Below are 14193 nucleotides of genomic sequence, written 5' to 3'. Positions count from 1 at the left end.
GGAAAGGAGCACGCGATGACAGAAAAGAGCCTTTATCACGGGGCGCGTTGGATACGTTGCGATTTGCATCTCCATTCGCCCGGCGCGCATGGGTTCACCTTTCCGCCAGGACTGAGCGCCGCTCAGCGCGATGAGGTCGTGGCGCAGTATGTGCAGCAGCTCCAGGCTCAAGGCATCGCAATCGCCGCCATCACCGACTACCAGCAGATCCGAACCAAGTGGTTTATCCCGATTCAGCAGGAAGCAAAAAAGGCGGGGATTTACGTCTATCCAGGCGTGGAGCTTTCTTTTGGTGGGAGCGTGGCCGGCAAGTATGGGCTGCATGTCCTGGCGATCTTCCCTTACGATAGCGACCTTCAGGAAATCAATCGCAGGATTGATAAGTTGTTAGACGGGGATGTCCAGGAAGAGTTGGTCAGGGAGAACGGTAGCCATCGCGATCTAAAGCCGAGAGAAAATTTGGCAGATTGTCTGATCCGCTTGCGCCGGGAAACGGGCTGTCTATTGGTCTTTGCCCATCCCAATGATGAGAATGGTTTGTGGAAGACCTATCAACCAGGCGAGGCCGCCGACCTTCTTGTCCGCGTGGAACCCGACGCGATCGAACAGTTTGAGGAGAGAGATCGTCAGCGCCTGCAGGACACCGGTAAAGTTCATCCAACGCTGCTTGGCCGCATCGCCTGCGTGCGCAGCAGCGACAATCACAGCATCGCCGAGATTGGGACAAAAACCCTTTCGGAGGGTGCGCCGCGCGCCACCTATGTCAAGCTGAGCGTACTCGATGACCTGCGGGCCATTCGTCTGGCATTGCACGATCATGCCCTGTTAGTGCGGGTGGGCGAACCGCCGAAAGCAGAGTATACTCACTTTGTCCACCTTGAAATCGAGGGAAATGGCTTTCTCGGCGGGCTGAGCTTGGATTTCAGCCCAGAGATGAATGTCTTGATCGGCGGGCGTGGGGTTGGCAAGTCGGCGTTGCTTGAGGTAATTCGCTACGCGCTTGATCTTCCGGCATACGCCCCTACGGCGTATCGCGAAGGGTTGGTGAAACACGCGCTGGGCAGCGGCGGCAAGGTTGTCCTGGCCTTCTACCAGGTTGTGCGTCCCGGCATCGAGCGGCATTATCGCATTGAGCGCGTCTGGGACGAGCAGCCCCGTGTTTTTGAAGGCGAACGATCCGTATCCCTTTCCCCGCTCGAAGTTTTGGGTGAACGTGAGGCGCCCCTCTTTTTCGGGCAGCGAGAGATATACGAGGTCACCCAATCCGCCCGTCTGCGCCGCCGTCTCCTGGATGAAATCATCGGTCGCACGGCGGAGATGCAATTGGGACAGGTTAAAAGGATCACGGAAGAGCTGCAGCGCAATGCGCGCACTATCCTGGAGCATCAGGAACGCCTGGCGCAACGAAAAGACCTGGAAAAGCGCTTGCAAGAAATTGAGCATCAGATAGCCCTTTATCAACAATATGGCATTACGCAAAAACTGCAACAGGCCACAGCGTTGGCGCGCGATGAAGAGCGCCTCAAGCGTGCCCACGAGCAGCTCTCTCAGGCGCAGGCCGACTGGCAAGAGGTCCAGCAACGCCTGGCTGAACATTGGACAAACGCGCTAGCAGGGTTGAAACAGGCCGATAGCGTTCAGGCAGCGTTGCTTCAACAGGCCGCCGAGGTGCTACGTGGCTTGCAAGATGCGTTCGATGGCTACTTGCAACAGGGCGAAGCGAGCTTTCAGCAGGCACGGGCCGAATTCGACCGCCTGCTGGCACGTTGGGAGCAGGAACGTCGGCCACTCGATGAGGAGATCCAACGCCTTAAACGAGAACTGGGGACCCAATCTCTGGACCCCGATGTCCTTATCCGCCTGACGCAAGAGCAGGAAGCCCTGCGCCCTCAATGGGAAACGCTGAGGAAAATAGAGACCACCACAGCCAACCTGCAAGAGGAACGGCGCGAGAAACTGGCCGACTTGCGCGAACAACGCCGACAGGTATTTCAGTTACGCCAGCAGCAGGCTCAAGTCATTTCGCAGGCGTTGAAAGATCGCGTGAGCGTGGTGGTAGAATATCGTGGTCAGCGCCAAGAGTTCGCTGAAAGGCTAAGTGCCTTCTTCAGTGGCTCTGGCCTGGATAAAGAGAGCCTGCGTCGGTTGGCTGAGAAGGGTACCGATGGCATAGCGTTGGCCGAATGGGTTCGACAGGGTGAAAAGGCCTTATGCCAGAACGCCGACTTGACTTCCGCGCGCGCCCAGCAAATGCTTCGCTTTCTCGAACAGAATCCGCAAAGGATTTACGAGCTGGAAGTGCTGGCGCCGGAAGATGAGGTGGAGGTCCAACTCAAAGTGAATGATCTCTGGCTTCCGCTGGAGAAACTCTCAGCCGGACAGCGAGCAACCGCCATGTTGCTCATCCTGCTTACCCAACACGACCGCCTCCTGCTGATTGACCAGCCGGAAGATGACCTGGATAACCGTTTCATTTTCGACGATGTCGTGCCTTTGTTGCGCGAGCAAAAAGGAAAACGCCAGATCATTGCGGCGACCCACAATCCCAATATCCCGGTATTGGGGCACGCTGAGCTGGTGGTCGCGCTGGAAGCCCAGGAAGAACACGCTGCGGTAGCTATTCAGGGTGCCATTGACCGAAAAACGGTGCAGGATGTTGTGCGACGGGTCATGGAAGGCGGTGAGGAAGCTTTCCGTCGCCGCGCCGAAAAGTACGGCCTGAACATTCAGGGAGGAAGCGGCTAATGGACGTTTTAGAACTCTATCAACGTATCCAACGTTGGGAGGATTTGCATACCGAGTTCAAAGAGCAGGATGCGCACTCCGATGATATCGCCGCCGCGCTGGTCGCTTTTGCCAACACTGATGGCGGTCAACTGATTTTCGGCGTCAGCAAGGACCGGGTTATCATCGGCGTGGATGATGCGGACCGTGTGATGCAACGCATTGACCAGATTGCTTACCATAATTGCGAGCCTCCCGTCACCGTGATTCAGGAAACGATTCCCACAGAACAGGGCCTCGCGGTTGTTGTGAACATCCCCAAGGGCGACCAGCGTCCCTATCGCACGCAGCGGGGAGACTATTTCATTCGCACCACCTCCGGGCGCCGGCGCGCTTCCAGACAAGAACTGTTGCGCCTCTTCCAGTCGGTCGAAAGCCTGTACTATGACGAAACGCTGGTGTTACGCGCAAGCCTTTCGGATCTGGACTATCGGCGCTTCACGGTGTTTTTTGAACAATCCTATCAAAGGCTTTTGCAGTCTGAGCAAGAGGTAGAGAATCTGCTGCGAAACATGCGCCTGGTCAGGGAACAGGCAGGCGTCTGGCATCCGACCCTGGCAGGTCTGCTTTGCTTTGGCCGCGAGCCGCAAAGTTTCTTCCCCTACGCACAGGTCAACGCGGCGCGTATCCCCGGCGACTCGCTTGCCACCGCGCCATCGGATGCCAAGCAAATCGGCGGTACCCTGTTTGATATGTTGGAAGACACGGCGCGTTTTTTGCAGATTCATCTGCCCAGCCCGCACATCATTCACGGCTTTGCGCCCGAGCAACGGACTGAAATTCCCGAAGAAGCCCTGCGCGAGTTGTTGGTCAATGCCCTGGTCCACCGCGATTACACCGTTGCGTCGCCCATCCGTCTGCTGATTTTTGACCGGCGGATCGAAATCCGCACGCCGGGCGCGTTGCCGAATACGGTCACCATCGAAGCTATTTTGTTGGGGGCGGCGCATGTGCTTCGCAATCCCACCATTTATACGATGTTCAGCCGGGCCGGCCTGGTCACGAGTTTGGGCAGCGGCGTTTTACGTGCCAAAGAACTCCTTGAACAGCACGCTCACACAACCCTCGAACTAAAAGTTGTCGCCAATGAATTTGTCGTGATCATCACTCGTCCGGGGTGAAGAATAGAACATGGATAAACGCGGATTCGACAGACGAACACGGACTATAAATCCGTGACGATCCGTCGCATCCGTGAAAATCCGTGTCCCATAGGGAATCCCATAAGGGGGTTGCCGATGACCGCTTTTCACACCATCGCTGTTCCCCACGACGACATTCTGCAGGGGCGGCTGACGCTGGACGTCTTTGCCGCCGACCTGTGGGAGGTCTATCACCGGCGCGGTCCGGAAGAATACCGCGATCCCGACCTGTTCTTCCAGAAAACCTATCTCACCGATGGGTTGAAAAATCTGTTTGCCGTGGTCGAAAAGCGCCTGAAGGGGCAGGGCGGCGATCCGGTCATCCAGATGCAGACCCCCTTCGGCGGCGGCAAAACCCACGCCCTCATCGCCCTCTACCACAAAGCGCGGGAGTGGGGCGTCAAGACCGCGGTCATCGTCGGCACACCGCTCGCCGCCCGCGAAACGCTCTGGGGGCTGTTGGCCGAGCAACTGACTGACTCGCGCGCCAGATTCGAGGGCTTCAGCGCCCCAGGGCGCGAATCCCTGCGCGCATTGTTATCCGCTCATCAACCCCTGCTGATTTTGATGGACGAAGTGCTGGAATATGCCGTCAAAGCCGCGGCGGAGCAAGTCGGCGGTTCCACCCTGGCGGCTCAAACCCTGGCCTTTTTGCAGGAATTGACCGAGGCCGCCTCCATCCTGGAGCGCGTTTCGCTGGTCATCACCCTGCCTTCCAGCACGTTGGAACAGTACGACGAGCAGGCCACGCGCCTGTTCGAGCAACTGAAGAAAATCAGCGGGCGGGTGGAAAAGGTGTACACCCCGGTGCGCGATGAAGAAGTGGGCGCTATCCTGCGCCGCCGCCTGTTCTCACGGGTGGACGAAAAAGCCGCTGCCAAGATCGTCAACGCCTTCATGGACGAAGCCGAGCAGGAAGCCCTGCTGCCGCGCGGTGAGGAAAGCGCCGCCTACCGCGCGCGCTTCAAAGCGACCTATCCCTTCCTGCCCGAAGTGGTGGATGTGCTTTATCACCGTTGGGGAAGTTTTCCCAACTTTCAGCGCACACGCGGCACCCTGCGTCTGTTGGGCATGGTCGTCCATGCGCTCAAAAATTCTTCCCGGCCCTATATCACCCTGGCCGATTTTCCCCTTCAGGAGGATGAAATTCGTCGCGAACTGCTCAAGCACATTGGCAACGAATACGATAGCGTCCTGGCCGCCGACCTGCTCAGCGCCGAAGCCGGGGCGCGCAAGGCTAACCAGGAAATCGGCAAAGCCTATCAGGGGCTGGGGCTGGGCGAGCGCATCGCGAGCACCATCTTTATGCACTCCTTCGTCGGCGGCGGAGGAGAGGCGGGAGCCACGGCAGCCGAGGTCAAGCGTCACAACCTGATGGCGGGCGTCCCGGCCAGCGTGATTGCCGAGGTCCTGAACAAGTTGAGCAGCCGTCTGCTCTTCTACCTGCACGAAGAGGGCGGGCGCTACTATTTCTCGACCACCGCCAACCTGAACCGCGCCCTCACCATCCGCATGGAAAACGTCACTGCCGAGGAACTGCGCGCCGCCGAACTGGACAGCTTGCGCAAGCGGGTGAGCGGCAAAGTCATGCGCACCTTCCTCTGGCCGGAGCAATCCGCCGACATCCCCGACGACCCACAGCCCAAACTGCTCATCCTGCCCGCAGCCGACCCGGCGCGGATGAAACATTTCGTGGAGGAAAAAGGCCAAACCCCGCGCGTCCATCGCAACACCCTTTTCTTCCTGACGCCGCATTCCGAACGCGCCCCGTTCGAGAACCTGCTGCGCCGTCATCTGGCCCTTTCGGCTCTCCTGGCCGTCAAAACGCTTTCCCTCACCCCTGAACAGCGCAAGGAATTGCAAGACAAGGAAAAACAAGCCGCCAGAGATTTGCAGGAGCAAATCGGCAGCCTCTACCGCCTGCTCTACCTCCCTGACCCACAGGGGATGGCTCTGTTTGATCTCGGCATTCCCACCTATGGCGGCGAGCAATATCTGGAAGAACGCGTCTATGAGCGGCTGCGCACCGAAGGCCGTCTGCTCGAAAAACTGGCCCCCCTGGTCATCAAGCAACGTTACTTGAGTAACCGCGACTATGTGGAGACCCGGCAACTGGCCGAAAGCGGCTCGCGCACCCCTGGCGAACCGCTGGTCACCGGGCGGCACGTCTGGGAAACCTGCATTGCCGAGGGCGTGCGTCAGGGTCTCTTTGGCCTGGGCGAACTGGACGAGAACGGGCAACCTCAATGCCGCTACTTTAAGGAGGAGGTCACGCCCAGTTTGCGGAGTGGCGAGGTGCTGATTCGTGCCGAAGTTTGCGCCCGGCAAAAAACGCCAGAGAGCTACACCGCTCCGGTCGTTGCACCGGGGACTGTCTCCGAGCCGGTAGGTATCAGCACGGCCGTTCCAACAACGTCCCCGGTTACCGGCGGGGTGGCCGTCGCGCCTGCCGCGCCGGGCCGTAATCGTCTGCGCATCCGTTTCAATCTGCCCTTTGGCAAAGCCTCCAGCCTGTTTGGCCTGTTCAACTTGCTGCAGACCAGGTTCGGTAAATTGCACATCACCATCGAGGCTGAAGGAGGCAGCATGAGCGAAACCGAAATCGAAGACAAAGTGCGCGAAACCTTCCGGCAGATTGGTACCGATGTGGAAATTGAGTAGGCAGGCATCACAGCTACACGAATGACGGAGGATGCAGGATGCAACACGCAACACGAGCCATGGACACCGTCTTTTCTTATGGCTATGCGCTGCTGATCGGCGTGGGGGAGTGCGCCTACGCGCCGTGGTCGCTGCCGGTGACGGTGCGGGATATGCAGGCGCTGCAGGCCGTGCTGGCCGACCCCGGTCTGTGCGGCTACCCTGCCGACCACATCCGCCTGCTGCACGACGCCGGCGCCACAAAGCAGGCCATCCTCGACGGCCTGGCCTGGCTGGCCGGGCAGGCGGCCGCCGACGGCGACGCCACGGCCGTGGTCTACTTTTCCGGCCACGGCTGGCTGGATGAGGCCGGCGTGGGCGCACGGCCGTGCGCACCCTACTACCTCATCCCCCACGATGTGGAACCGTTCGACCTGGCGGGCAGCGCGCTGGCGGCGGAAGCGTTCACCGCGGCGCTGCGGCAGGTGCCGGCGCGGCGGCTGCTGGTCTTGCTGGACTGCTGCCACGCGGCGGGGATGGCCACGGCCAAGGACCGGCCGGCCATGAAACTGCCCCCAGGCTTGACGCAGAGCGCCCCGCCCAAAGGGCTGGTTGACGAATTGAGGCAGGGCGCGGGCCGGGCCGTGTTCAGCTCCTCCACCGGCAGCCAGCGGTAGTGGGTGCGGCCCGACGGCAGCCTGAGCCTCTTTACCTATCACCTGCTGGAGGCGTTGCAGGGCGCGGGCAATCGGCCCGGCGACGCCACCGTGCGCCTCTCCAACCTGATGAACCATCTGGGCAAGGCGGTGCCGGAGAGCGCCCGCGCGCTCTGCCGGGCCGAGCAGACCCCCTTCTTCGACGCGGCGACTGAGGACTTTCCAGTAGCGCTGCTGCGCGGGGGCAAGGGGCTGCCGGCCGGCGGGTGGGCGGCCGCGCAGGCGGAGGCCGCCGCGCGCATCGGCCGCGTCGTGCAGGCCCTCGGCGAGCGTTCCGTGGCGATCGGCGGGGACGTGACGGGCAGCGTGATCGTCACCGGCGACCGGAACACCGTGCAGCAGGGCAAGTACAACATCCAGATTGACCAGGCATCGGGCCTGGCCATCGGCGACGGGGCGACCGTCCATCGTGGTGAGTAGGACAACGGCGAGCAGTTGTTCTACACCACTGACCGAGGCGCTGATATGATCTCACCAAACGACTTGTTCACCAACCTGGCCGCCTCGCTGGCCTATGACCTGTTGAAAGCGGGCGCTGCGCGGCTCACGACCTTTGTTTCGGGTTCGCCGGAGGAGCAGACCCTGCGCCGTTGCTACCAGAGCGCGTTTGCGGCCATGCTGAGCGAGGTGACCGCCAGCCTGGACGACGCCCATCAGGAGCTGGTCGAGTACATTCTGCGCCAATTTGTGATCCAACCGCAGGTGGCGGAGGGATTGCTGGCCCTGGCGCTGAAGGGCGCCGACCTGCCCGACCTGCCCCGCCTGCGTCAGCACTTTGACGCGTTGGGCTTCGACCGCGCCACCCTGCCCGTGGATTTTGACGTCGCCCTGGCCGCCTTTACCCGCGGCCTGACGGAGGCACTGCTGGATGAGGCCGTTCGGCCGGGGAGTCCGCTGTACAATCGCGTGAGCCTGGGCCGTGTCCTCGCCCTGCACGCCCTGTTGCAGCAGCAGGGCAAGACGCTGGAGGAGATTCGCGATGCGATCCGGCGGCTGGATGCCCACGGCGGCGCCACGTACAACGTCATCATTGCCCGGGCCACCGGTGTCGCCATTGGCGATGGGGCGCGCGTGGAAGCCGCTCTGCCCGCCGACGTGCGCGACCTTTTGCAGCAGATCCTGCAGGCGCTCAAGCCGCCGCCCGACTACACCGACGCCGACCTGCTGAACGCCTATCTGGATTGGCTGATCCGCCAGCACAGCACCCTGGAACTGCGCGGCATCCACCGGGCCGGGCCATCGCTGGCCGTGCCTCTGGAACGGGTCTATGCGGCGCTCCAGGCCGAGACTGTCCCCCCGACCGAGTGGCAGGAAAGTTACCGCCTGCTGGAAGAAGACCTGCAGGCCTGGCTGGAGCAGCAGGGCCTGGACGATTTGGCCGAAGCGGAACGCCGCCGCTACCGCTGGCGCTTCCTGGCCGGGCACCCCCTCATGCCCGCCCTGGAGGAGCGGGACCGCCCGCGCCTCTTCTCCGACCGGAAGGCCGAAACCCTCGACCTGGCCCAAGCCGTGCGCCGCTTCCGCTGGCTGGTCATCCTGGGCGACCCGGGCAGCGGCAAGACCACCCTGCTGCGCTGGTTGACCCTGCACCTGGCCCGCGCCCTGCGGGAGGGCGCCGACCGCGTCCGCGTCCCCGCGATGCACGTGGACGCCGAAGCAGACGAAGACGCGCCGCCCGTAGACCTGGGCCCGGCCCGCCTGCCCGTGTTGGTGCGCATCGGCGACTATGCCGAAGCCCGCCGCGCGACCCAAGCCCGCAGCGAGCCGCCCCCCTCCTTGCTGGAATTCCTGGGGCATCATGGCTGGCAGAGGGATTTCCCCACCTTTGGCCGGGAACACCTCCGCCGGGGAGAGCGCCTGCCCGCGGACGGGTTGCGCCGCCTCATCCGCGACTTTTTCCGCCGCGGCCAGGCCATGCTGCTGTTGGACAGCCTGGACGAGATCACTGCGGCCGACGACCGCCGCGAGATCATCGGGGCGGTTGAATCTTTTCTGCAAGAATGGATCACCGACCCGGGCGGCCGCTCCCCCCTGGACCCGGGCGCACTGCCCTGGCGCGACGCAGGAGCCCTCTCTCCGGACGAAAGCGGCGGCAACCAGATTATCATCACCAGCCGCATCGCCGGCTACCACGCTGCGCCCCTCAGCCTCCACCTGACCCACGCCACCCTGCAGCCGATGAGCGACGCGGCCGTGGACCGCTTCTGCCAGACCTGGACGCTGGCCGTCCACCGCCTGCTGGCCGACCCGGGCGACAGCGAGGAAGAGGTGGCCCGCCGCGCCGCAGACGAGGCGCAGGCCCTGCAGGCTGCCCTGCACGACCCTACCCGCCCCGGCCTGCGCGAACTGGCCGGCAACCCCCTGCTGCTGACCATCCTGGCCATGGTGCATCACAACAGCCAGGCCCGCCTGCCGGAACAGCGCGTCCGCCTCTACCAGATCGCCGTGGAGAACCTGGTGGAGGTCTGGCGGGATACCGGCCTCAGCGAGGATGAGGTCGTCCAGGTGCTGGCCCCCCTGGCCGCGCACATCCACGAGCGCTATCCCAGCGGCCTGATTGAGGAAAACGAGTTGCGCGAGCAGGTGACCCACAGCCTGGCCGAGTATCGCGGCGAGAACCCCGACCGCCCCTCGCCGGCCTTTCGGCGGGATGTGGAGGCCTTCCTGCGGGCGGTGCGGGAGCGGGTGGGGCTGCTGTCCGCGCGGGGCGAAGCCGCCTACGGCTTCCTTCACCTGACCTTCCAGGAGTACCTGGCGGCCCGCCACCTGGCCGGGGACCCCAACGCCGCCCTGGAGGCCATCCTGGCCCGCCGCGACGACCCGCGCTGGCGCGAGCCGGTCCTCCTGGCCCTGGGCTATCTTTCCTGGAGCCAGAACATGGCCGCCCGCGGCCGCCTGCTGCGGGCCTTCCTGGAGGCCGACGACCCCCTGGGTGACCTGCTGCCCCGCAGCGCCCTGCTGATGGCTGCGGCCATCCCCGAGATGACCAGGACGCCCCCTGCCATCGTGGAGGAGGTAGCCCGCCGCCTGCTTCAGGCCTGCGCCGCCCGGCCAGTCGCCTGGCTGCGCCGGGAGGTGAGCGCCGCTCTTGCCCGCCTCCACCGCAGGGAGGAGGCGTCTCTGCTGGTGGAACGCGCCCTGGTCGAGGCCCTGACCGCGCCGCCGCCCCCCGACGCGGCCGACCCGGGCCCGGCCGCAGCGGACCTGATCCGTGAACACAAGTGGTTCACCCCCGACCTGGCCGAGGCCCTGGTGGAGGCCCTGCCCCGCGATCTGCCGGGAGGACTGGCCCATCCACCGCGCCCTGCTGGACCTGGCGCAACAGGCTCCCCGGGCCCTGCCCGCCGACCGCCTGCCCTTCCGCCTCGCCCTGCTGGCCGACCCCGCCCTGGCCGCACGGGTGGCCGGAGACCCCGACTGGCTGCGCCTGACCCTGGCCCTCTACGGCGGACTGGACGCGAAGGGCTGCTTTGACCCGCACTGCATCTACCGGGACGCGTCCCTGACGCCCCATCTGCTGGAGGACCTGCGCGCCGACCAGCCCGCTGCTGCTCTGCTGCCCCGGTTGCAGGCGCAGGCCGAAGACAAACCGGGACTGCAGCGCGCCGAGGCCATCCTGGCCCTGGCGCTGCTGCGGCGAGAGCCTGCCGCCTTTTCCCTCACCGACGAGGAACGCCGCCACCTGGCCGGGCGATCCGTGATGGTGGAGCGCCTGAGACCTTACACGGTGATTGCCCTGGCCCCCCACCTAGCCGGGCATCCCGACCTGCTGCAGGAGGCCCTGCGGGCCGCCGCCGAAATCCCGAACGCTTTCTCGCGCGCCTGCGCCCTGGCCGACCTGGACCCCCACCTGGAGGAGCCGAAGCGCCGCCAGGCGCTGCAGGAGGCCCTGCGGGCCGCCGCCGAAATCCCGGATGCCGACAACCGCGCCTTCGTCTTGGCCGCCCTGGCCCCCACCTGGACCCATATCCCGACCTGCCGCAGGAGGCCCTGCGGGCCGCCGCCGAAATCCCCCGTGCCGACGCCCGCGCCCGCGCCCTGGCCGACCTGGCCCCCCACCTGGACCCATATCCCGACCTGCCGCAGGAGGCCCTGCGGGCCGCCGAAATCCCCCGTGCCGACGCCCGCGCCCGCGCCCTGGCCGACCTGGCCCCCCACCTGGAGGAGCCGGAGCGCCGCCAGGCGCTGCAGGAGGCCCTGCGGGCCGCCGCCGCCATCCCGGATGACTACGCCCGCGCCGACGCCCTGGCCGACCTGGTCCCCCACCTGGAGGAGCCGGAGCGCCGCCAGGCGCTGCAGGAGGCCCTGCGGGCCGCCGCCGAAATCCCGAACGCTTTCTCGCGCGCCTGCGCCCTGGCCGACCTGGACCCCCACCTGGAGGAGCCGAAGCGCCGCCAGGCGCTGCAGGAGGCCCTGCGGGCCGCCGCCGAAATCCCGGATGCCGACAACCGCGCCTTCGTCTTGGCCGCCCTGGCCCCCCACCTGGACCCATATCCCGACCTGCCGCAGGAGGCCCTGCGGGCCGCCGCCGAAATCCCCAACGCTTTCTGGCGCGCCCGCGCCCTGGCCGCCCTGGACTCCCACCTGGACCCATATCCCGACCTGATGGGAGAGGCGCGGCAGCAGGTGAATTCCCTGCTGGCCCCGTTCCCGGTGCGGGCCACTTTGCTCGCCCTCGTGGCACCCTTCTGGCCGGGACTGCGGAGGGAACGGGACGTCTGGGAAGCGCTGGCCCGGGCTGCCGCCTCCGCCGCGGCCGAACCCTGGGCGTGGCTGCCGGAGGCGCTGGCCGGGGACGCCACGGACAAGGGGCTGGCCGGCTCTTCCGAGGCGCTGCGCGCCGTGGAGGCCCTGGCCCGCGCCGGCCAGAGCCGGGCCGTGGCCGCGCTCCTCCCCCTGCTCCGGGAACCACCCTCCGAGGCCCTGACCATCGCCGAAGCCTGGTTGACCGACGCATCGCCCGAACTGGCCCGTCACGCCGCCCTCTATCTGGCCGAAGTCGCCGGGGCCGCCCCGGCCGGGTAACGGTGAATGCTTTGACTGCAATCGCGCTCTGCACTGCTGGACAATGATGAAGCACGTTGGCCTGGCCGTGGAGTGCTCGGACGCGACGGTGGTGAGGGGAGGGTAGGTAAAATGAACATCGTTGAGACAATCGCCCAGGCAAGGAGACCCTGCCGGCGCCTGCGCCGCGCCCTAGAACTGCGTCCGCGCAAGGAACGCGACCGGCAACGCATTGAACAGGCGCTGAAAAAACATTGCCACTCGTAGGACAAGGCTCAGCCTTGTCCTACCCCCGCCTGCCCGCATCCGCTGGCGCATGGAACAGAGCGAAAAGAAAGGTGACGCATGATCCCCGACTTCCTCACCAACCTCCTCGCCTCCCTTGTCTACGACCCGCTCAAAGTCCTGCGTCCACGTCAGCATCCGCCCCAGCCGCAAGACCTGGAGCGCGAACGGCGCGATGAATTGCACCGCCAGACCCAGGCGCTGGAGGCGTTGCAGACCGTCCTGGTGCGCCTGAGCGGTGAGCGGGCGGTCAGGATTGAGGTGTCTGCAACCTAGGCGGTTGGCGGGAGAGGATAAGAACCGGACAGAGTCCTCGCAGGATAGGAATATCCTCAGCAGCAAACAAGGCGCTCTCCATAGCCATTGTCACACTGCCCCTCCCCGAAGTCCAATCGGCGCCAGCGGGACGCCCATCGGCCCGCCCTTCCTATGCGACCACGATCCGCCAGCAATGGGGCGCGAGCCACCCGCCGACCCGGGACGCGCAGGCGCCGCGCGCGGCGGCGCCGCTCCCGATGCGCCGCCTGCGGGCGCACATTCCGGCGCGATCCGGCGGGGGTGGCGCGGGCCGATCCGCGCCTGCGGCTTCCGCACGTGGCGGCCATCGCGTGGGCGCTTGGATGGAGTGTGCGCTCGGTGGCGTGGATGATGCGGCCGTTCGGCAGCGGGTTGTGCCAGATGACGGCGTGGCGGGACGTGCCGGCGCTCGCAGAGCGGGGGCGCTGGCACGTCAGCAAGCGTCGGGGACGGGTGGGGGGACGGGATGGGTGCGGTGGCTCTGGGGAGCGGGCCGTCGTTGCCGTTGGCAGAGAGAGCGGAGCCGGGGCTGCGCGTGAAGGCGATGGGACGACGCGCGGGCTGGTCGCCGATGACGTGGCGATCGTCACGGGGAGCGCGCAGCGGCGTGCGTTCGAGCGCCAGGGGTGCGACGTTCATCGGCTGCGATGGGTGGGGCGTGCGTGGGCAGGGCCGGCGCAGGCGCCGGGGGAAGGGCATCCGGGAGCGATGGAGGCGGTGAGGCGGATCGTGCGTGAGCCGCCGCCGGATGGCGGGCCTCGCCGGGAGCGGAGCGGGGAGCGCATCCGTCCGCTGGGGCAGAGGAAAGGTCCGCTGGAGGCGGGGCATCGGGTTCGGATGGGAGTGGTGCGGCTGGCAGAGCACCGGGGAAGGGACACGCTGTTGCTGAGACAGGCAGGCGTGCCGCACACGAACCATCGAACCGCGCATGCCATTGGGCGGTGGCGGGTGCGCAGCAGGAGCGGACGCGGGTTCCAGCGTTGGGCGGGTGGGCGGCAGCCTGCTGGGGAGGCGCCATCACGGTCGCCTGAGCTACGGCGCACGCCCTTGAGCAATCCCATGGCATGCGCCAATGCACCCACTGCGTATGGTACAGACACCGCGCGTGGTGTTCCTTGACATCCCATCACAGCCGTGGTATCATTGTATTTCGCAATTTGCAAACGCCGGAGCGGACGAAGGAGGAACTCACCGGCATTCAATGCGTTATCCAAACGCATCTCCAGATCAGACCCATCAGACACACGAACACAACCCACGGTCTCTGCCCACAAGGAAGACAACGCCGTGAGTCTGTGTTTGTGTTTTCGGTTTTCTACTGCCCA

9 protein-coding genes are annotated in these 14193 nt (G+C 65.2%); all 9 read left to right on the top strand.

Annotation, left to right across the window (positions count from 1 at the left end):
* The first annotated feature begins 15 nt into the window (after positions 1-15).
* The 9 genes from RCAS_RS08225 (at position 16) to RCAS_RS08185 (ending at position 13987) form a co-directional block, all read left to right on the top strand.
* A complete protein-coding gene (locus RCAS_RS08225; RefSeq protein ID WP_012120127.1) occupies positions 16-2745 on the top strand; it encodes a TrlF family AAA-like ATPase in 2730 nt (909 codons plus the stop codon).
* Positions 2745-3905, top strand: coding sequence for an RNA-binding domain-containing protein (locus tag RCAS_RS08220; RefSeq protein WP_012120126.1), 1161 nt, complete (start codon positions 2745-2747; stop codon positions 3903-3905). Before RCAS_RS08225 ends, RCAS_RS08220 begins: the two co-directional genes overlap by 1 nt.
* A gap of 117 nt (positions 3906-4022) precedes the next feature.
* Positions 4023-6587 carry an ATP-binding protein gene (locus tag RCAS_RS08215; RefSeq protein ID WP_012120125.1) on the top strand — a complete coding sequence of 855 codons (2565 nt, stop codon included), beginning with the start codon at positions 4023-4025 and terminating at the stop codon, positions 6585-6587.
* Between the two features lie 59 nt (positions 6588-6646).
* The gene (locus tag RCAS_RS25575) at positions 6647-7243 is read left to right on the top strand and encodes a caspase family protein (RefSeq protein ID WP_198136021.1); all 597 of its coding nucleotides are present in this window, start codon (positions 6647-6649) and stop codon (positions 7241-7243) included.
* 3 nt (positions 7244-7246) lie between these two features.
* The gene (locus RCAS_RS25570; RefSeq protein ID WP_012120123.1) at positions 7247-7702 is read left to right on the top strand and encodes a hypothetical protein; all 456 of its coding nucleotides are present in this window, start codon (positions 7247-7249) and stop codon (positions 7700-7702) included.
* A 45-nt stretch (positions 7703-7747) separates the two neighbouring features.
* Positions 7748-10756, top strand: a complete 3009-nt coding sequence (locus RCAS_RS08205; RefSeq protein WP_012120122.1) for an NACHT domain-containing protein — start codon at positions 7748-7750, stop codon at positions 10754-10756.
* A 987-nt stretch (positions 10757-11743) separates the two neighbouring features.
* Positions 11744-12307, top strand: coding sequence for a hypothetical protein (locus tag RCAS_RS25045; protein WP_041330427.1), 564 nt, complete (start codon positions 11744-11746; stop codon positions 12305-12307).
* Positions 12308-12631: 324 nt separating this feature from the next.
* A complete protein-coding gene (locus RCAS_RS25040; RefSeq protein ID WP_012120121.1) occupies positions 12632-12847 on the top strand; it encodes a hypothetical protein in 216 nt (71 codons plus the stop codon).
* A gap of 318 nt (positions 12848-13165) precedes the next feature.
* Positions 13166-13987 carry a hypothetical protein gene (locus RCAS_RS08185; RefSeq protein ID WP_157042589.1) on the top strand — a complete coding sequence of 274 codons (822 nt, stop codon included), beginning with the start codon at positions 13166-13168 and terminating at the stop codon, positions 13985-13987.
* The last annotated feature ends 206 nt before the right edge of the window (positions 13988-14193 follow it).

This window comes from Roseiflexus castenholzii DSM 13941, assembly GCF_000017805.1.
GTDB lineage: Bacteria > Chloroflexota > Chloroflexia > Chloroflexales > Roseiflexaceae > Roseiflexus > Roseiflexus castenholzii.
The sequence above is the reverse complement of the archived record's forward strand: the minus strand, read 5'-3'. Positions and strand labels throughout refer to the sequence as shown.